Below are 19,006 nucleotides of genomic sequence, written 5' to 3'. Positions count from 1 at the left end.
TCGCCGACTAGGGTAAGCGGGCGAGTGTTTTGGGGGCGAGTCAGGGCGATATTCGGGTTGTCGCCCTGACTCGGGGTTTTCGAGAAGGGCCGGCTGAACAGCCGGCCCTTTCTCCGTGTCAGGGCGCCTCGTGCGTGTCAGGCGTCGACGAACGGCCGAGGGATCTCCAGCCAGAGATCGACCTCGTCATCCGTCGCATCCGAGCCGAGCGCGTTGGCGTCGTCGTCCGACATCCGCAATCCCACCACCGTCACGGCCGTCTTCGACGAGCGGGGCACCGTGCGCACGATCAGCTTGTCCGTCGTCGTACCCCGGATCGCCTCCGCGAGCCGCCCGAGCACGACACCGAGCGCCGGCTCGTCGAGGTCGTCGATACCGCCCTCGTCGAGGAGACTGACGACGACACCCCGGCGGCGCGCATCCATCACCTGGCGGCGCACGTCGTCGTTGAGCAGCTTGCGTCCCCGGATCTCGTCGCGGATCGCGCCCTCGAGATACCGGCACTCGCGGCGTTCCGCCTCCGTCAGGTCCCCGTTCCTGCGAACGATCTCCGCGAGCATGGGAGCCGCGACCCGGTAGGTCTGGCGCAACCGGAGCTGACGCTCCATGACGTGCGCCTCCTGTGCCGCCTGCCACTCCGTCGCCTCACGCTCAGCGCGCGCGAACTGCAGCGCATCCCGGCCGGCTTTCGCCAGCGAACCGGAGATCACCACGGCGATCCCCACCCACACGACGCTGCCGATGACCCCGAGCCCGGCCAGCGCCGGGAAACCGGCCCAGACGATCGTCTGGACGGCCAGGAAGCCCACGCCGATCCACGCGGCGAGCTGTTGGCGCCGCACGGCCGCGATCGTCATCAGGGTTCCGACAGCTGCGACGTACCAGGTGGCGTAGCCGTTGTCCTTCGCCGGATCGAGCTGGCTGGTCACGAGGATCGGCACCGCGACGCACACGGCCAGGTCGAACGCCGCCAGCCACACCGGCATGCGGGTCGGGCTGGTCGGCCACAGGCTGATGACGGTCGCGACGGCGTACAGGATCATCGCTGCGATCGTCGGTCCCGAATTCTGCGGGATGGACAGGGACGAGAGAGCGAGGAAGAGGTGATACGCCGAGAACAGGGCACCGAGCCCCAGGAAGAGCGCACGAGGGAGGGTGATCACGATGCGACCTCCGAACCGTCGGCACGTGCATCCGCCTCGACGGGTACGGCGCTCTCGTCGTCCTCAGAAGCCGGCCACATGATCATGACCGTTGTGCCCTCGCCCGGTCGGGACGTGATGCGCGCCAGACCCCCGACCTTCGACAGGCGCTCGCGGATCGAGACCCGCAGCCCGAGGCGTTCGGCAGGCACTTCGCCCTGGTCGAAACCAGCGCCCTCGTCGCGGACGGTGACCTGAACCGTCGCCAGCGGACCGCCGCCCAGGATCTCCAGCGACCGGTGCACTGACGGGCCGCCCGCGTGCTGCATGCTGTTCACCATCGCCTGCACGGTCGCCGAATACACCGCCTCGGTCACGTGGACCGGAACCGTGTGCACCTCGACGTCGCGGACATCGATCGCGAACGGCGACGAGAAGGCGGCCGCCGCAGCCGTGATCCTGTCGCTCAACCGGTCGAGGCCGACAAGGGTCTGGTCCTCGGGGTCAGCAGCCTCGGCGGCGTGGAGATGGCCGATCGCGTCGGACGCCATCCGCGCGGCCAGCGCCTTCGCCTCCGGCGTCCGCGCGCTCGCGGCCGACAGGAGCGTCGTCAGCACGCTGTCATGCACGATCGCGTCGACCTGGACACGCTCGACCTCAGTGGCGTGCTGGCGCACCGCGATCGCGTACTTGGCGAGCGCCGCGCTCTGCGCGTCGTCGACGGCCGACGCGGCCTGGCGCAGCATCGCGATGATCACGAGGATCACGCCACCCAGGATGATGGCGTAGACCGAGTCGAGACCGGCGATCTCGGCACCGACACCGCCGCCGGAAGGCAGCGCGCGGATGATCCCGTAGGCGATCGGCGTGATGAAGGTGTATGCCGCGGCAAGCCACAACGGAAACGCGACCGCCGCGTACGCCGTAGCCACGGTGCAGAGGAACCAGACCCACGGCTTCTGACCGATGGCATCGGGGTTCACAGCCAGAAGGGGCCAGGTCACCACGCTGATCAGGTACACGACGGCGAAGGTGCCCATCGCCGTCCGCACGTAGACCTGCGCGATCGCGAGGATCGGGATGATCGCGAGCAGACCGAAGACGACGACGACGCCGACCATCCCCCACGGCGCCTTCAGTGCAGGGAGTTGCGCAATCGCGACCGGAAAGGTCTGAAGCCCGAACACGAGCCCGAATGCCGAGACACTGCGACCGGCGATCCGCTCGAACCGGGCCCGGCTGATCGGGTTCCTCGGCTGGTTCTGGCCGGGAAGCGCGCGAGCGGGCCCGTTAGTTGCGCTCATTGCCGGTATCGGGGTCGAGCCCGGGCAGGATGCCGTCCTCCACCGCGCGTCGCAACAGGTCGACCTTCGTGGGGGCCGGGCGCCCGACCTCGACATATTTCACCCGGATGCGGTCGAGGTACTCGCGCGCCGTCGAGTTGGCGATGCCGAGCTGGGCGGCGACCGCCTTGAGGGGAAGCCCGGATGCGTACAGGTGCAGCACATCGCGCTCCCGGCGGCCCAGCTGGGCCTTCGCGAAGTCGCTGTCGGCGTCGATCGCCGTCGCCCACTCCAGATTGTTCAGGACGTCGCCGCTAGCGACCGTGGCGATCGCCGCCATGACCGTCGTCGTCGGGGACGATTTCGGGATCACGCCCGCAGCGCCGGCGGCGAGGGCCTCGCGGACACTCGCCACCCGGTCCGCGATGCTGTGCACGAGCACGGCCGCCCCGGTCGCCTGAACCCGCTTCACGTTGTCGGTCACCCGGGAGCCGTCGCCCAGTGAGAGGTCGAGTACGACCACCTCGCACTCGCGGTCGCCGAGTTCGGCGACGAATTCGTCCACGGTCGCAGCCGTGAGGACCACGTCGTACCCGGCCTCCTGGCATGCTGCCTTCAAGCCGAGCCGCACAGACTCATGATCATCTACGATTGCCACCCTCACCATGATGTTCATCGTAGTGCGGTAACACGGGGCCGCCCGGGATGGCGCGGTCACCTGGACAACATCGCCACCGCCTCGACGTGGTGCGTGTTCGGGAACAGGTCGAACGCTCTCAGGGAGCCGAGTTCGTAGCCGTGACCGGCGAACGTCGCGAGATCGCGCGCCAGTGCGATCGGGTCGCAGGCGACGTACACGACCTGCGCCGGGGAGAGCTCGGCGATCGCGTCGACGACCGCCCTGCCCGCACCCGAGCGCGGAGGATCGAGGATGACCGTTGCGGCGCGGAACCGTGAGCGCTCTGCGGGGGACGCCTCAGCGGCGAGGCCCGTGACGAACCGTTCGACGCGCTCGGTGACGGCGTTCGCGCCGATCCACTCCGCGAGATTCTCGGCGGCGTGATCCGTCGCCGTCTCGTCACCCTCCACCGACGTGATCCGCACAGTGCTGCCGAAGCGATCGCCGATCGCGGCTGCGAGCAGCCCCACCCCGCCGTACAGGTCGAGGTTGGCCGCGCGCGGGTCGAACAGCGCCTCGTCCACCGCAGACTGCACGGCCTCCGTCAGCGTTGCCGCCGCAAGGCGGTGAACCTGCCAGAACCCACGGGCATCGAGCTGGAACTCCCGATCGCCGACGCGCTCGCGCACCAGCATCGGGCGGTGACGGGGGCGGATCGTACGCCGACCCCTTTTCACGGGAGCGTCGTTCACCAGGACGTGTGCCGAACCGCCGGTCGTAGCGACGACGTCGATCGACTCGGCACCCGCGAAACGCTGGCCGAACGGAGCCGACTCAGCGACGCGCTCCGTGGCCAGCGGAAGATCGTCCACCTCGACGACGTGGTGCGAGCGCGAGGCGAAAGGCCCGAACGCACCGTCGGGCGCGACCTGCAGGCGCACACGTGTGCGCCATCCCGAACCATCCGGCGACTCCGGCTCGACCCCTGCCACTGCGGCGCCGGCCGGCTCGACCGTGACGTCGCGGTCGATCTTCGCCATGCGCGCGAGGGCGTCCACGATCACGCGCCGCTTCAGTTCGCGCTGGTGGTCGAGCCGGATGTGGCCGAACTCGGCACCCCCTGCACGCTTCGACGGCGGCTTCTCGACCGACGCCGCCGGCCACAGGTGCGCCTGCCGCTCGGGCGCAGCGTCGATCACGGAGAGGGTCTCGGCGCGCCAGAACCGGTCGTGGGTGGTGTCGGTGATGCGGGCACGGATGCGCTCCCCCGGCATCGTGTCAGGGACGAAGACCACGCGGCCGTCGAAGCGGGCGACGAAGACGCCACCGTGCGCGACGTTGGTAATCTCGAGTTCGACATCATCCTGTGGCATCCGTCGAGCATCGCACACCGCGCGACGCCACGCACGAAGGAAGACATGCGCCTCTACCTCGCCTCAACGTCCCCCGCCCGGCTGGCACTCCTGCGCGCTGCGGGAGTCGAGCCGATCGTCGTCCCCTCCCAGGTGGACGAACCGGCCACCGTCGCGCGGGCGGAGTCGACCAGCGGGCCTCTCGGCCCCTCGGCCATGGTGCAGCTGCTCGCCCAGGCCAAAGCCGAGGCCGTCGTCGGCGAACGGGTCGACGGTCAGCCCATCGACGGGTTCATCCTGGGCGGGGACTCGGCATTCGAGATCGGCGGCTCGGTCTTCGGCAAACCCCACACGCCCGAGGTCGCACGCGCACGCTGGCATTCCCAGCGCGGCGACACCGGCCGCCTGCACTCCGGACACTGGCTGATCGACCACCGGGGTGGGCGCACCAACGCAGCGACCGGCGCGACGGCCGTCGCGACCGTGACGTTCGCCTCCGACATCAGCGACGACGAGATCGACGCGTACATCGCGACCGGGGAGCCGCTCGAAGTGGCAGGAGCGTTCACCGTCGACAGCCTCGGCGGACCGTTCATCACCCGGATCGACGGCGACCCGAGCACCGTTGTGGGACTCTCACTCGCAACCGTGCGGGAACTCTTCATCGAACTGGGCGTGAGCTGGCCCACCCTGTGGAACCGCGCTTTGTAGGCTTCCCGACCCTCTAGCATCCCATTTTTGTCGGGTTCACCCAAAAGGGGTGCACCCGGGCGGCATAGGCTAGAGAACTGTGCCACGCATAACCAAGGTCCTCATCGCCAACCGGGGCGAAATCGCCGTCCGGGTCATCCGCGCCGCGAAGGACAGCGGAATCGGCTCGGTCGCGGTCTACGCGGACCAGGACCGGGACGCCCTCCACGTCAAGCTGGCGGACGAATCGTACGCACTCGACGGCACGACGAGCGCCGAGACCTACCTGGTCATCGAGAAGCTCCTCTCCGTCGCACGGCGCTCCGGCGCCGACGCCGTGCACCCCGGCTACGGGTTCCTCGCCGAGAATGCCGACTTCGCCCGGGCTGTGATCGGTGCAGGACTCACCTGGATCGGCCCGTCCCCCGACGCCATCGAACGGCTCGGCGACAAGGTCAGCGCACGGCACGTGGCAGAGAAGGTGGGCGCTCCGCTCGCGCCGGGCACGCTCAACCCGGTGGCCGACGCAGCCGAGGTGCTCGACTTCGTCGACCAGTACGGACTCCCCGTGGCGATCAAGGCCGCATTCGGTGGAGGCGGGCGCGGGCTCAAGGTCGCACGCACCCGCGACGAAGTCGCCGAACTCTTCGAATCGGCCACCCGCGAAGCCGTCGCGGCCTTCGGACGCGGCGAATGCTTCGTCGAGAAATACCTCGACCAGCCCCGCCATGTCGAAACCCAGTGCCTCGCCGACGCCTACGGCAACGTCGTCGTCGTCTCCACCCGCGACTGCTCGCTGCAGCGCCGCCACCAGAAGCTCGTCGAAGAGGCACCCGCACCGTTCCTCACGGCCGCGCAGACGGATGAGCTGTACCGCGCATCCAAGGCGATCCTCAAAGAGGTGGGCTACCTGGGCGCCGGCACGTGCGAATTCCTCATCGGCAAAGACGGCACCGTGTCGTTCCTCGAGGTGAACACGCGGCTGCAGGTCGAGCATCCGGTCTCCGAGGAGGTCACCGGGATCGACCTCGTCCGCGAACAGTTCCGCCTGGCCGAAGGGGGCACGCTCGACTACGACGACCCGATCGCCCGCGGCCACTCCTTCGAGTTCCGCATCAACGGCGAGGACGCGGGGCGCGGATTCATCCCCTCCCCTGGTCCCATCCACGTCTTCAAGCCCGCCGGCGGACCCGGCGTGCGCGTCGACAGCGGCGTCCAGGCCGGCGACGTGATCTCCGGGTCGTTCGACTCCCTCCTCGCCAAGCTGATCGTCACGGGCGCAACCCGCGAGGACGCCCTGGAGCGGTCGCGTCGTGCGCTCGACGAATTCGAGGTCGCGGGTCTGCCCACTGTCCTCCCCTTCCATCGCGCCATCGTGCGCGACCCGGCATTCGCACCGCAGGACGGCGAACCGTTCTCGGTCTACACGCGCTGGATCGAAACCGAGTTCCAGAACGAGATCGAACCGTGGAGCGGCTCGCTCGGTGCGGCCCTGCCGAGCCAGCAGCGCCACAGCGTCGTCGTCGAGGTCGAAGGCAAGCGCATCGAGGTCAGCCTCCCGGGCAGGCTCCTGACTTCGGCCGGCGCCGACATCGCCAGCACGCCGGCGCCTCGGCGCCGAGGCGGAGCCCACGCGGTCGACACCGCCACCGGCGACTCGATCACCGCGCCCATGCAGGCCACCGTGGTGAAGCTTGCCGTGGACAACGGCGACCAGGTCGTCAAAGGCGATCTCGTCCTCGTGCTCGAGGCGATGAAGATGGAGCAGCCGCTCACCGCTCACAAGGACGGCACGGTCTCCGGGATCAACACGACGGTCGGCGCCACGGTGTCATCCGGGCACCTGCTGCTCAACATCAGCTGAGCCGCCCGCCCCGCCGCGACCCGTCCCAACCCGTCGCGCGCCGCCTCCGCACGCCTGTTCATAAAACAGGAGTTCGGGTGATTTGCCTGGCACCTGATGCATCATTCGGCACCTATTCGGCCGCTCCAGTCCACTCCTGTCACACGAACTCCTGTTTTATGAACGCGCTGCGTGTGGGCCCAAGCACCTCCAGGACCGTGCGCTCGACTCGGCTCCACTCATGGAGCACATCGGTAGCCGCGAAACGGAGCCGCTGAAGCCCTCCGAGGACGAAGGCGGCATCGCGTCGGCGATCCTGTGCGAAGGCGCGCGGCGACGAGTGGAATTCGAAGCCGTCGATCTCGATGAAGAGCCGCCCCTCGACCAGCATGTCGACTCGTCCGACGCCTGGAACGGCGACCTGTTGTTCAACCGCGAGCCCTCGGTCCTGCAGCCGCTGCCGGGCGAGAGATTCCACGCCTGAGTCAGAGCCCGGCCGCGCGCGGGACGAGATGATGCGCGATGCGATCGGCTCGCCTGCGAAGATCCGGCCGATCGCCCGCCGCTCGAGCTTCTTGAGTGTGATCGCCGTGTCGAGCGTGGCGACGGCCGACTCCGAAGAGTTGCACCGCACCACTCCCCTCAGGCAGTCCGCCAGGCTTACGCGCCAGGATTCAGATTCCTGGAGGTCGTCCTGCCAGTGAACACGGATGACAGCATCCATACCGGTCGTCTCGAGCCGCGACGCCGTCGGCGGCACTGCGATATGCAGGGTCGCGTCGGTACCCGACCAGAGACCGTACGTCGATGCCGCGCTCCCACAAGAGAGCCGGCCCCCCAAGGCGACCGCGGCCCGCTGAGCCGGTGTGGCAGTCGCGGTGGCATAGTGCCCGCGGCGCAATCGGTGAAGGCGGCCAGTTCGAACTGCATTCGTCAACTCTCGCGGACGGTGACCGAATCTGAGGAGCTCGGCTCTGGTAGCGACGTCACCGAGGCGTCGGACTGTTTCGTGAAGTTCTCGCACGCGATTCAGCTTCGGCCGGTGTAGAAGCCTGAGCGAGCCGAGATCGTGAATCTGTGGAAAACACCACGACCAGCAGGAACTGTGTAGGAGTCAATCCGGCTTCAATGCGACAACCGTGACGTTCATAAAACAGGAGTTCGTGTTACAGGAGTGGCCTACGAGACACGATTGCGCGCACATCTGCCCCATCCGTCACGCTGTTGACGCGAACTCCTGTTTTATGAACCAGACGCGCTGGGAGACGGGCCTGAGGGGGCGGGACGCGCGCAGCGCGGCCCTACAGGACGATGTGCATTGCGCGCGCGGCCTCGGAGATCGAGCCCGACAGCGACGGGTACACCGTAAAGGCCCGGGCGACCTGGTCGACCGTCAGGCGGTGCTCCACCGCCAGCGCCAGCGGGAAGATCAGCTCGCTCGCTCGCGGCGCCACGATGACACCGCCGATGACGGTTCCCGAACCTGTACGGGCGAACAGCTTGACGAATCCGTCGCGGATTCCGAGCATCTTTGCCCGCGGGTTCGACCTCAGCGGCAGCTTGTAGATGTCACCCTGGGCGATGCCCTCTTCGATCTGCTTCTGATTCCAGCCGACGGTGGCGATCTCGGGTTGGGTGAAGATGTTGGACGTCACATTGCGGAGTTCGAAAGGGTTCACCGCATCGCCCATCGCATGGAACACCGCGGTACGTCCCTGCATGGAGGCGACGGATGCGAGAGGCATCAGGTCGGCGCAGTCGCCCGCCGCATAGATGTTGGGGATGGACGTGCGCGCCACCCTGTTCACGCGGATGTGACCGGATGCCGTCAGCTGCACGCCCGCCTCCTCGAGGCCGATCCCCGCCGTGTTCGGGATCGAGCCGACAGCCATCAGGCAGTGACTCCCCTGCACGGTCCGACCGTCGGAGAGCGTCGCAACGACGCCGCCCTCATTGCGCTCGACCGATTCTGCACGCGACTTCGAGAGGACCGTCATGCCGTTGCGCTTGAAGACGTTCTCGATCACTCGGGCGGCATCGGCATCCTCGCCCGGCAGCACCTGGTCGCGGCTGGAGATCAGCGTCACCTTCGACCCGAGTGCCGTATAAGCGGAAGCGAACTCCGCACCGGTCACACCGGAGCCGACGACGATAAGGTGCTCCGGCACGTGCGGGAGGTCGTAGAGCTGGGTCCACGTGAGGATGCGCTTGCCGTCCGGCTGCGCAGAGGGCAGGATGCGCGGGCTCGCGCCGACCGAGACCACGATCGTGTCCGCCTCGATCCGGTCGAAATCAGTACCCGTGTCGCCTTTCGCCGTCGAGACGATCACGGCGCCGGCACCGTCGAGCCGGCCCTCGCCGGTGACGATCCGCACGCCGGCGCGGATGAGCTCGGATTTCATGTCCTCCGACTGCTGGCGCGCGAGACCGAGGACCCGCTTGTTGACGGCCGCGAGGTTCACGGCGATCTCGGGGCGAACGGGCTTGCCGGACTCCCCGCGGGTGAAGAACTGCACACCCAGGTCGGCGGCCTCACTGATCGCGTTGGTGGCCTCTGCCGTCGCGATGAGCGTCTTCGAGGGAACAACATCGGTGATGACGGCCGAGCCGCCGACCCCGACCCGTTCGACGAGGGTCACGACGGCCCCGAGTTGGGCGCCGGCCAGGGCCGCTTCATACCCACCGGGACCTCCCCCGAGTACGGCGATTCTCTGCTTGCGCTCGAACTCGTAGGACATGCACTCATTCTCTCGCTTCCGGGGATGCCCGCCAAACCGCGCCGATGAGCGCCACACGGCCCGAGCACCCGAAAGTGGGATCGCAATAGAGTGGATCCATGTCTGACACCACCAAGAACCCGCTCGATGACCCTGCTGCCGACCCGTTCGAGGTCGCCCGGGATGCCGCCGCAGCGATCGCTGAGAAGACGGGCGTCGCACGCCACGACATCGCACTCACGCTCGGCAGCGGCTGGGGCAGAGCGGCCGATCTCATCGGGGAGACCACTGCGACCATTCCTGCGACCGAGATCGTCGGCTTCGGCGCTCCCGCACTCGTGGGCCATGTCGGTACGCTGCGCTCGGTGCTGCTGCCCAACGGCAACCGTGCCCTCGTGATCGGGGCTCGCACCCACTACTACGAAGGCCACGGCGTGCGGCGGGTCGTTCACAGTGTGCGCACGGCGGCGGCGACCGGTGCGACGACGATGGTGCTCACGAACGGCGCAGGAGGCATCAAGGAACACTGGAAGCCCGGCACGCCCGTCCTCATCAGCGACCACATCAACCTCACCGCCGACTCGCCCCTCGAGGGGGCGACGTTCATCGACCTCACCGACCTGTATTCGGCCCGACTCAGGCAGCTCGCCCGGTCGATCGACCCGACGCTCGACGAGGGCGTCTACTGCCAGTTCCGCGGACCGCACTACGAGACGCCGGCCGAGGTGCAGATGGCGAAGACGATCGGCGGCCACATCGTCGGAATGTCGACCGCTCTCGAAGCGATCGCCGCGCGGCAGGCGGGAATGGAGATCCTCGGAATGTCACTGGTCACGAACCTGGCTGCGGGCATCCAGAAGACTCCCCTCAGCCACCAGGAGGTCATCGAGGCCGGCCGTGAAGCCGAGCCGGTGATCAGCGCTCTGCTGGCACGGATCGTGGACGCGCTGTGAGCGCCGCGCAACCCGACGTGCTCGATCAGGCGCGGGCATGGATGGCACAGGACCCCGACCCGGAGACCCGCGCTGAACTCGATTCGCTGGTGATCGCCGCCGAGGCCGGTTCAGCGGAGGCCCTCGACGACCTGCACGCCCGCTTCGATGCACGGCTCGCGTTCGGAACAGCCGGCCTCCGCGGCGAGATCGCGGCAGGACCCAACCGGATGAACCGCGTCCTGGTGGCGCAGGCGGCAGCAGGGCTGGCCTCGTATCTGCACGAGCACGCGGAAGGGTCGACCCCGTCCGTCGTCATCGGCTACGACGGACGCAAGAATTCGGCGATCTTCGCACAAGACACGGCCGAGCTGATGGCCGGGGCCGGTGTTCGTGCGATCCTCCTGCCGCGACTGCTGCCCACACCGGTGCTCGCCTTCGCGGTACGGCATCTCGGCACCAGCGCCGGTGTGATGGTCACCGCAAGCCACAATCCGCCGAACGACAACGGCTACAAGGTGTACCTCGGCGGCATCGACGACGGCTCCCAGATCGTGCCGCCAGCGGATGCGGACATCGCGGCCCACATCCTCCGCGTCGCCGCAGCGCCGATCACCGGGTTGCCCCGATCGGACGCGTACGAGGTGGCCGCCGAATCCGTCGTCGACGCCTACATCGAAGCCACCGCGGCCATCGCGCGGACGCCCAGCGCGGCCGTCTCGTACGTCTATACCGCGATGCACGGCGTCGGCTGGGAGACCGCATCGCGCGTTCTCGAGCGCGCCGGATTCAGCGCACCCGTCGTGGTCACAGAGCAGGTGGACCCCGACCCCCGGTTCCCGACCGTCGCCTTCCCGAACCCCGAGGAGCCGGGTGCACTGGACCTCTCCTTCGCGACGGCGCGGAAGGCGGGCGTCGCGCTGGTCGTCGCCAACGATCCGGATGCGGACCGCCTGGCCATCGCCATCCCCGACCCGTCGAGCCCTGAAGAGTACCGTCGCCTCACCGGCAATGAAGTGGGCGCACTGCTGGGTTGGCGCGCCGCAGAGCTGGCCGAAGCCGATGCGGCCACAGACAGCGGCCCGAACGGCACACTCGCGTGCTCCATCGTCTCGAGCCCTGCGCTCAGGGCGGTCGCGGACGCATACGGGCTCGATTTCCAGGACACCCTCACCGGGTTCAAATGGGTGTCGCGCGCGACCGGTCTGATCTTCGGCTTCGAGGAGGCTCTCGGCTACCTCGTCGACCCGGAGGTGGTCCGCGACAAGGACGGCATCTCCGCGACGGTCGCCTTCCTCGATCTCGCGTCGTCACTCGCGGCCGACGACCTGACGATCGCCGACCAGCTCGACCGGTTCAGCGAGCGATTCGGCCATTTCGCCTCCGACCAGATCTCCCTGCGGGTCACGGACCTCGCCGACATCGACGTCATCATGGCGCGGCTGCGATCCACGCCTCCCTCCGACGTCGGAGGGGTGCCGGTGAGCCAGATCGACGACCTCAAGGACGGTTTCGACGCGCTCCCGCCGAGCGACGTCCTCCGCATCTGGCTGGAGGACGGTTCACGCGTGATGGTGCGGCCGAGCGGAACCGAGCCCAAGCTCAAGGTCTACATCGATGCGTCGAGCGACCAGGGCTCGGCAGCAGAGCGTCGCTCCGCCGCCGAGTCGCGCGTTCGCGAACTCGCGGACGGGATGCGCGCCCTGCTCGCCTGACCCGATCGCAAGTCAGCCGAGGGCGGCCTCGAGTTTCGCCTCGAGTTCTTCGAGGTCGAAATAGTTCTCGATGACGACGATATCGGCGTTGGTGTCGCCGATCGCATCCACGAGTTCAGGCGAAGTCAGGATGACCTGGGCGTCGGATGCGACGGCACGGACGTTCGCCACATCGGATGCGGTCACCTCGGCGTCGATGTCGAGCCGGTCGAGAACCCGTTCGGCATTGACCTTGAGGATGGCGGAAGTTCCGATACCGGCACCGCAGATGGCGACGATCTTCACCGGGACGCCTCCTCGCCGCTCGCAGCCATGATGCGCTGGACCTCGCCGACGTCAGCGGCGGCGGCCAGCGCGGGGATCGCACCGGGATCGTTGAAGATATTGGCCAGTTCCGCGACGCTGGTGACATGCGCATCCGGTGTCGCCACGGCGAGCCCGATCACGACGCCGACAGGATCGTTGTGCGGATGCCCGAAGACGACGGGCTCGTCGAGGGTGACGATCGAGAGTCCATCTGCCAGCACATCCGGACCCGGGCGCGCGTGCGCCAGCGCGAGGCCGGGAGCGATCACGATGTATGCGCCGAATTCGTCGATGACCTGGATCATCCGCGCCGCATAACCGGGCGTCGTCGCACCGGAACGAGCAAGTGCCTCACCCGCGAGTTCTACGGCCTCCCGCCAGTCGGAGGCGTGCGCTCCGACAGTGATCGCGGAATCAGGAAGGGGCGGAAGGGGCATGCTCCAAGCGTATCGTCCGGGCGCTTACGAACCCTCGAAACCTGCTGTGATGATGTCGGCCAACTCCTCACGATCTTCGAGGGGCAGGAAGGCCGACGACGCGGCGTTCAACTGGAAGACCTCGAGGTCGGTCAGGTCGTAGTCGAAGGCGTCGGCGAGGAGTGCCAGCTCCCGGCTGAGTGTGGTGGCGCTCATCAGGCGGTTGTCGGTGTTGACCGTGACCCGGAAGCCGAGCTGGTACAGCAGATCGAACGGGTGGTCGAGGAGATCGTCGCCCCACGCTGCGATCGCGCCGGTCTGCAGGTTCGACGACGGGCTCGTCTCCAGTGCGATCTCACGGTCTTTGACCCACTGCGCGAGGGGTCCGAGCGAGACGTAGGTGTTCTCGTCGTCCTGGCGTTCGATCACGATGTCTTCGGCCAGGCGCACGCCGTGGCCGAGGCGGAGGGCCCGCCCGTCGATGATCGCGCTGCGGATACTCTCCAGCCCGTCGGCTTCGCCGGCGTGCACCGTCGCCGGGAAGTAGTGCTCGGCGAGATAGTCGAACGCCCGACGGTGATTCGACGGCGGAAAACCGGCTTCCGGGCCGGCGATGTCGAAGCCCACAGCGCCGCGGTCGCGGTGGCGGACCGCGAGCTCGGCGATCTCGAACGCCCGGTTGGTGTGGCGCATCGCCGAAATGAGCTGGCCGACACGGATGCCGCTGCCGTTCTGGTTGACGTCGTCGATGCCCTCCTCGATGCCTTCCTGCACGGCTTCGACGGCCTGGTCGAGCGTCAGGCCACGACTGAGGTGCTGCTCCGGCGCCCACCGGATCTCGCCGTAGACCACGCCGTCGGCGCCGAGATCCTGTACGAACTCGCGCGCGACCCGTACCAGGCCTTCCCTCGTCTGCATGACCGCCGTGGTGAGGTCGAACGTCTTGAGGTATTCGACAAGCGAACCGGAATTGCTGCGTTCGGCGAACCACTGGCCGAGCGTGACCGCATCGTCGGCGGGAAGGTCGAGGCCGATCGCGTCGCCGAGTTCGATGATGGTGGAGGGGCGCAGGCCGCCGTCGAGATGGTCGTGCAGCGAGACCTTCGGAAGCGCGGTGATGCTCGTACCGCCGGCGAGCAGGAATTCCTCAGGCACAGTGTTCATGACGACAAATCTATCGGGGCCGCGCGGTCGGATGCAGCCGCCTTGTCACGGATGTGGACGGATGGCCTCAGAGATCTCTGCCGCTGTGTCCCTGGCCAGTTCGACGACCTCGTCGACGTCGACTTCCGGATCGGTCGTCGCGGCGCACGGGACGGTCAGCGCTACGGCGGGAAAGCCGCCCGTCCCCACGATCGGGAACACGATGTCCACGATGCCGACCAGCCGACGCCCGGATTCACGGGCGTACCCCCGCGCAGCGACCTCCGCCAGCTCATCGGAGAGGCGGGCAGCCGCCTCGGGGTCGCGTGACGAGAGGTCGCCGAGGTAGGCGCGCTTCAGCTCGGTCCCGGCCGATGCGAGCAGCACGGCTCCGGTAGCCGTGCTCTCGACGGGGAACTCGGCGCCGACCCGGACCTGGAAACCGAACGGGCCCGGGCTCTCCACCTGGGCGATGACGAGCACCCGGCGGGCGTCGAGAACGGACAGATTGCAGGTCTGCCCGGATGACGTCGACAGTCGACGCATCGGCCCCAGCGCTGCCTGCACCAGCCCGCGCAACGGCGGATTGCGGTGGGCCAGCTCGAACATCATCAGCGAAACGGAGTACAGCCCCGAGGCGGGATCACGGACCAGGTAGCCGCGCCGCTCCAGCGTCTGGAGCACGCGGAAGATCTCGCCCACCGAGCGGCCCGTCTCGGTCGCGATCTGCGCCTGGCTGAGACCGTCGTTGCTGTCGGCAAGCAGCTCGAGGATGTCGAGCCCCTTGTCGAGGGCGGGCACCGCATAGCTCGGCATCAGCGCGATGCTCCCAGAGCTTCGAGGAACCGTGCTGCGATCAGGCGCTCGATGTCGTCGGGTACGGGCTGTGCGCCGGGAACGAGGCGCGCCGCATCCGTCGCCACCCGCTCCAGCGAGAGCGCCTGCAGCAGGAAGCCCAGATCCATCGATTCGAGCGAGTTGCCCTTCGGCTCGCGGCCGGCGAGGTTGAACATCCGTCCCCCCGCCAGGAGCACGACGCGGCGTCCATTCGCACGGTGGATCCGCTCGATTCCGTCGTCGACCTGGTCGATGGATACGGCGCCGGCCCGTAACGCTGCGACGTCGATCTCCCACGGGAAGTGCCCGGAGTTGCCGAGGACGGCGTCGTCGCGGAGGAGATCGAAGGTCTCGGACCCCACCACGCCCTCGCGCCCCGTGGCGGTGATGAGGACATCCGCCCACCCGGCGAGCTCGGCGAGCGACCCGACCCGGAACCCGTCGAGAGCAGCCTCGAACGCCTTCATGACATCCCGTTCCACGACCCCGACCTGTGCACCCAGCGAACGGAAGTACTGGGCGATGCCGCGGCCGCACCAGCCGTAGCCGACGACGACGACGTGGCGCCCCGGAACCATCAGGTTGGTGATGCGCATGAAGCTCTCGACGATCGACTGGCCGACCGCGTGACGGTTCTCGCCGATCGCTTTCAGACGGCTGTCGTTGATCACGACGACCGGGAACGGGACGGCTCCGGCTAGCTCGCCGCGGAGACGGTCGGCACCCGAGGTCGTCTCCTCCGTGCCGCCGATTATCGACGCCTGGGCGCCGCGCTCGACGATTCCCGCCGCCAGATCGGCGCCGTTGTCGAGAAGGATGCGCGGAGCGCTGTCGAGCACGGCCGCCACGTTGGCGCCGTGCTGCTCGAGGGTGTCGGCGCGCGTTCCGAACACGGTCATACCGGCCTCGCGAAGCGCTGCGACCGTGTCGTCCTGTGTGGAGCCGAAGTTGCCAGTCGCGATAATCTCAGCGCCGCCCGCGGCGAGGGTCTCGAGGAGGACGGCGGTCTTGGGTTCGAGGTGGAGGGACATCCCGATGCGATGCCCGGCGAACGGCCGGCTCACCGCGAACTGCTCACGGGCCTGCGCGAGGAGGGGCATGCGGGAGCGAATCCAGTCGATGCGGGCGCGGCCTTTGGCGGCCAGGTTGTGGTCAGTGGTGCTCATCTTCCGATTGTTTCATATATGGAAGTTAGTTTTATATAGGTATCCACACATCGGAGCCGCCGGTGATGTTTCCACAGGTCAAACTCCGTCGGGCGGCCGTCGCTCTCTCCCGTTGGACAATCGATGATGCCCCGCAAGGTCGCACCGCTTCCCGACACCCTCGCTGGCGGGCCATTCACCATCGCTGACGCGCGAGATCACGGCGTCGGACTCCGTCGCACGTATGCAGAAGACCTGGCAAGGCCGTTTCATGGAATTCGAGTTCCAGCAGGAATGGACCGCACGCTGCTGCAGCGTTGCTCGGCGCTGGCCCTCGTGCTCAAGCCAGACCACTTCTTCAGCCACGTCACAGCGGCTCGACTCCACGGGCTTCCGCTCCCCCGCCGGTTGGAACAGGATACGACCATCCACGTTTCGTCGTTCGCACCGACTCGAGCACCGCGGAGGGCGGGTGTCGTCGGCCACCGCGCGGAAAGGTCTCGCGTCAAGGTGGGCCGTATCGCCCAGCTCCCACTCGCACTCCCGGCCTACGCCTGGTGCCAGTTGGCGAGCATTCTCTCGCTCGACGAATTGATCGCGGCGGGAGATCGACTAGCTGGAATGTCGCGTCCCCTCGCAACTTCGTCGGAAATCGAGGAAGCTGTAATCGCGTTCGGACAGGGACATGGGTCCAAGAGGCTCGCGGATGCGTTCAACCTCATCCGGCCGAATGTCGCTTCACCCATGGAGACCGCCTTACGACTTGAGCTCATGCGGGCCGGACTTCCCGAGCCGGAGTTGAACATCCCTATTTTCGACAGTACGGGTCATCGGATCGCGATAGGCGATCTTGTGTACACCGGTTTCCGAGTGCTTGTCGAATACGACGGCGAACAGCATCGCCTCGACGACTATCAGTACTCGCGAGACGTGGTCAGACACAACGATCTGATCGCGGCCGGCTGGATCACGATCCGCGTGAACAAGCAAATGCATCTTCGAGAAGCGTCTGCGCGAACACGAGAAGCACTGCGCTCGCGCGGCTGGCCCGATTCGGATTAGGTTCCACGAGTTACGCTTCAAGGCTCGGGGAAGCGGAATTCGTGGCACCTAATCGCTAGGAGATGCGGTCGGCGATGAGGGGGCCGCCGTCGAGCACGGGCTCGCCGGGGTCGCCGATCCGCCAGGCGCCCTGCACAGCTTCGAGGGCGCGCTCGAAGCGCGCGGGCTCGTTGGCCGAGAGCGTGAAGAGCGGCTGGCCCGCCCGCACCGTGTCGCCCGGCTTGGCGTGCAGGTCGATCCCCGCCGCGTGCTGCACCGGGTCCTGCTTGCGGGCGCGTCCGGCGCCGAGTCGCCACGCGCCGATGCCGAACGGCAGCGCCTGCTGCTCGACGAGCACTCCGTCGCGGTCGGCGACGACCGTGTGCGTCTCCTTCGCGACCGGGAGGGCCGCATCCGGATCGCCGCCCTGGGCGCGGATCACCTCGCGCCATTTGTCCATGGCACGGCCGTCCGTCAGGGCGGCCTCGACGTCGACATCGGTCTTGCCGGCGAGGGCGAGCATCTCCCGCGCGAGGGCCACCGTGAGTTCCACGATGTCCGCCGGCCCGCCACCGGCAAGGACCTCGACGGATTCGCGAACCTCGTTGGCGTTGCCGATCGCGAGGCCCAAAGGCACGTTCATGTTCGTGAGCAGAGCCGACGTGGCGACACCGGCATCGCGCCCGAGGTCGACCATCGTGCGTGCGAGTTCGCGCGACCGTTCGATGTCCTTGAGGAACGCACCGGATCCGAACTTCACATCGAGCACCAACGCGCCCGTGCCTTCGGCGATCTTCTTGCTCATGATCGACGAAGCGATCAGCGGGATCGCCTCGACCGTCCCGGTGATGTCGCGAAGCGCATACAGCTTGCCGTCGGCCGGCGCGAGGCCGCTTCCGGCGGCGCAGATCACACCGCCGACGTCCCGCAGCTGGTCGAACATCTCCTGGTTGGTGAGATTGGCGCGCCAGCCCGGGATGCTCTCCAGCTTGTCGAGGGTGCCACCGGTGTGGCCGAGCCCGCGCCCCGACAGCTGCGGTACCGCGACATCGAAGACCGCGACGAGGGGCATCAGCGGAAGGGTGATCTTGTCGCCGACCCCGCCCGTGGAGTGCTTGTCGGTGGTCGGCTTGCCGAGGCCTTCGAAGCTCATCCGCTCGCCGCTGGCGATCATCGCCATGGTCATGTCGCGGATCTCGCGCCGCGTCATGCCGTTGAGGAAGATCGCCATGGTCATCGCCGACATCTGCTCATCGGCGACGTAGCCGCGCGTGTACGCGTCGATCAGCCAGTCGATCTGAGCGGTCGACAGTTCGCCTTTGTCGCGTTTCGTGTGGATCAGGTCGACGGCGTCGAACGCCTCGACCCCGCCGCTGGTGGCGGTGTCGCTCATCTGGTTCTGTCCTTTGTCGTCGGTCAGCGTTTGTAGTCGGTCAGGGTGCGCGGCCCGAACGCATCGGGCAGCACCTCCTCGATCGTGCGGATGCCCGAGACAGTCTCGAGCAGCATCCCGTGCGCCGAGTGCTCGTAGAGCAGCTGCCTGCACCGGCCGCACGGCATCAGGATGTTGCCGTGCCCGTCCACACAGGTGAAGGCGACCAGGTGTCCGCCGCCGCTGAGGTGCAGCGCAGAGACGAGCCCGCATTCGGCGCAGAGTGTCACGCCGTAGCTGGCGTTCTCCACGTTGCACCCGGAAACGATGCGGCCGTCGTCGACGAGGGCGGCGGCGCCGACCGGGAATTCGGAGTACGGCGCGTATGCGTGAGTCATGGCGGAGCGCGCGGCCTCGCGCAGCGCATCCCAGTCGATCGTCTCGTCGGTCATG

The 19,006-nt window shown here is 67.8% G+C and carries 18 protein-coding genes; 6 read left to right on the top strand and 12 right to left on the bottom strand.

Features of this window, described 5'->3' with window-relative positions:
- Positions 1-137: 137 nt before the first annotated feature.
- From G3T36_RS14065 to G3T36_RS14050, 4 genes are read right to left on the bottom strand one after another with little or no spacing between them, the layout of a single operon-like run.
- On the bottom strand, positions 138-1,163 hold the full coding sequence (locus tag G3T36_RS14065) for a DUF8320 family protein (protein ID WP_163290449.1): 1,026 nt from the start codon (positions 1,161-1,163) through the stop codon (positions 138-140).
- Positions 1,160-2,446: a sensor histidine kinase gene (locus tag G3T36_RS14060; protein ID WP_163290448.1), complete on the bottom strand. Its 1,287-nt coding sequence runs from the start codon at positions 2,444-2,446 to the stop codon at positions 1,160-1,162. Before G3T36_RS14060 ends, G3T36_RS14065 begins: the two co-directional genes overlap by 4 nt.
- Positions 2,433-3,092 carry a response regulator transcription factor gene (locus G3T36_RS14055; RefSeq protein WP_163290447.1) on the bottom strand — a complete coding sequence of 220 codons (660 nt, stop codon included), beginning with the start codon at positions 3,090-3,092 and terminating at the stop codon, positions 2,433-2,435. Before G3T36_RS14055 ends, G3T36_RS14060 begins: the two co-directional genes overlap by 14 nt.
- Before the next feature lie 47 nt (positions 3,093-3,139).
- On the bottom strand, positions 3,140-4,417 hold the full coding sequence (locus G3T36_RS14050; protein ID WP_163290446.1) for a class I SAM-dependent RNA methyltransferase: 1,278 nt from the start codon (positions 4,415-4,417) through the stop codon (positions 3,140-3,142).
- A 45-nt stretch (positions 4,418-4,462) separates the two neighbouring features.
- Here G3T36_RS14050 and G3T36_RS14045 point away from each other — a divergent pair, with 45 nt between their 5' ends.
- The 3 genes from G3T36_RS14045 (at position 4,463) to G3T36_RS14035 (ending at position 7,413) form a co-directional block, all read left to right on the top strand.
- Positions 4,463-5,107, top strand: a complete 645-nt coding sequence (locus G3T36_RS14045; RefSeq protein WP_163290719.1) for a Maf family protein — start codon at positions 4,463-4,465, stop codon at positions 5,105-5,107.
- Between the two features lie 79 nt (positions 5,108-5,186).
- Entirely contained in the window at positions 5,187-6,950 is a 1,764-nt protein-coding gene (locus G3T36_RS14040) for an ATP-binding protein (protein ID WP_163290445.1), read from the top strand.
- A gap of 220 nt (positions 6,951-7,170) precedes the next feature.
- Positions 7,171-7,413 carry a hypothetical protein gene (locus tag G3T36_RS14035; RefSeq protein ID WP_163290444.1) on the top strand — a complete coding sequence of 81 codons (243 nt, stop codon included), beginning with the start codon at positions 7,171-7,173 and terminating at the stop codon, positions 7,411-7,413.
- 817 nt (positions 7,414-8,230) lie between these two features.
- Here G3T36_RS14035 and G3T36_RS14030 read toward each other — a convergent pair.
- The gene (locus G3T36_RS14030) at positions 8,231-9,667 is read right to left on the bottom strand and encodes an NAD(P)H-quinone dehydrogenase (RefSeq protein ID WP_163290443.1); all 1,437 of its coding nucleotides are present in this window, start codon (positions 9,665-9,667) and stop codon (positions 8,231-8,233) included.
- A gap of 98 nt (positions 9,668-9,765) precedes the next feature.
- On the opposite strand from G3T36_RS14030, the gene G3T36_RS14025 reads away from it, so the two are divergent.
- Together G3T36_RS14025 and G3T36_RS14020 are read left to right on the top strand one after the other, a co-directional pair.
- The gene (locus G3T36_RS14025) at positions 9,766-10,599 is read left to right on the top strand and encodes a purine-nucleoside phosphorylase (RefSeq protein ID WP_163290442.1); all 834 of its coding nucleotides are present in this window, start codon (positions 9,766-9,768) and stop codon (positions 10,597-10,599) included.
- Between the two features lie 41 nt (positions 10,600-10,640).
- Positions 10,641-12,293, top strand: a complete 1,653-nt coding sequence (locus tag G3T36_RS14020; protein ID WP_163290718.1) for a phospho-sugar mutase — start codon at positions 10,641-10,643, stop codon at positions 12,291-12,293.
- A gap of 12 nt (positions 12,294-12,305) precedes the next feature.
- Here G3T36_RS14020 and G3T36_RS14015 read toward each other — a convergent pair whose 3' ends face one another.
- The 5 genes from G3T36_RS14015 to G3T36_RS13995 are packed head-to-tail and all read right to left on the bottom strand — an operon-like array spanning position 12,306 to position 16,161.
- A complete protein-coding gene (locus G3T36_RS14015; protein ID WP_163290441.1) occupies positions 12,306-12,578 on the bottom strand; it encodes a PTS sugar transporter subunit IIB in 273 nt (90 codons plus the stop codon).
- Positions 12,575-13,036, bottom strand: a complete 462-nt coding sequence (locus tag G3T36_RS14010; protein ID WP_163290440.1) for a PTS sugar transporter subunit IIA — start codon at positions 13,034-13,036, stop codon at positions 12,575-12,577. Before G3T36_RS14010 ends, G3T36_RS14015 begins: the two co-directional genes overlap by 4 nt.
- 24 nt (positions 13,037-13,060) lie before the next feature.
- Positions 13,061-14,179: an adenosine deaminase gene (locus tag G3T36_RS14005; RefSeq protein WP_163290439.1), complete on the bottom strand. Its 1,119-nt coding sequence runs from the start codon at positions 14,177-14,179 to the stop codon at positions 13,061-13,063.
- 45 nt (positions 14,180-14,224) lie between these two features.
- Positions 14,225-14,974: an IclR family transcriptional regulator gene (locus tag G3T36_RS14000; RefSeq protein WP_163290438.1), complete on the bottom strand. Its 750-nt coding sequence runs from the start codon at positions 14,972-14,974 to the stop codon at positions 14,225-14,227.
- Positions 14,974-16,161, bottom strand: coding sequence for an adenosylhomocysteinase (locus tag G3T36_RS13995; protein WP_163290437.1), 1,188 nt, complete (start codon positions 16,159-16,161; stop codon positions 14,974-14,976). The genes G3T36_RS14000 and G3T36_RS13995 overlap by 1 nt, the downstream gene beginning before the upstream one ends.
- 273 nt (positions 16,162-16,434) lie before the next feature.
- Here G3T36_RS13995 and G3T36_RS13990 point away from each other — a divergent pair, with 273 nt between their 5' ends.
- Positions 16,435-17,202, top strand: coding sequence for a hypothetical protein (locus tag G3T36_RS13990; RefSeq protein WP_163290436.1), 768 nt, complete (start codon positions 16,435-16,437; stop codon positions 17,200-17,202).
- Positions 17,203-17,257: 55 nt separating this feature from the next.
- On the opposite strand, the gene G3T36_RS13985 is transcribed toward G3T36_RS13990, so the two are convergent.
- A complete protein-coding gene (locus G3T36_RS13985) occupies positions 17,258-18,574 on the bottom strand; it encodes a thymidine phosphorylase (protein WP_163290435.1) in 1,317 nt (438 codons plus the stop codon).
- 23 nt (positions 18,575-18,597) lie between these two features.
- Positions 18,598-19,005, bottom strand: coding sequence for a cytidine deaminase (locus G3T36_RS13980; protein ID WP_163290434.1), 408 nt, complete (start codon positions 19,003-19,005; stop codon positions 18,598-18,600).
- Between the last annotated feature and the right edge of the window lies 1 nt (position 19,006).

It is taken from the genome of Leifsonia tongyongensis (assembly GCF_010686705.1).
Taxonomy (GTDB): domain Bacteria; phylum Actinomycetota; class Actinomycetes; order Actinomycetales; family Microbacteriaceae; genus Diaminobutyricibacter; species Diaminobutyricibacter tongyongensis.
The sequence above is the reverse complement of the archived record's forward strand: the minus strand, read 5'-3'. Positions and strand labels throughout refer to the sequence as shown.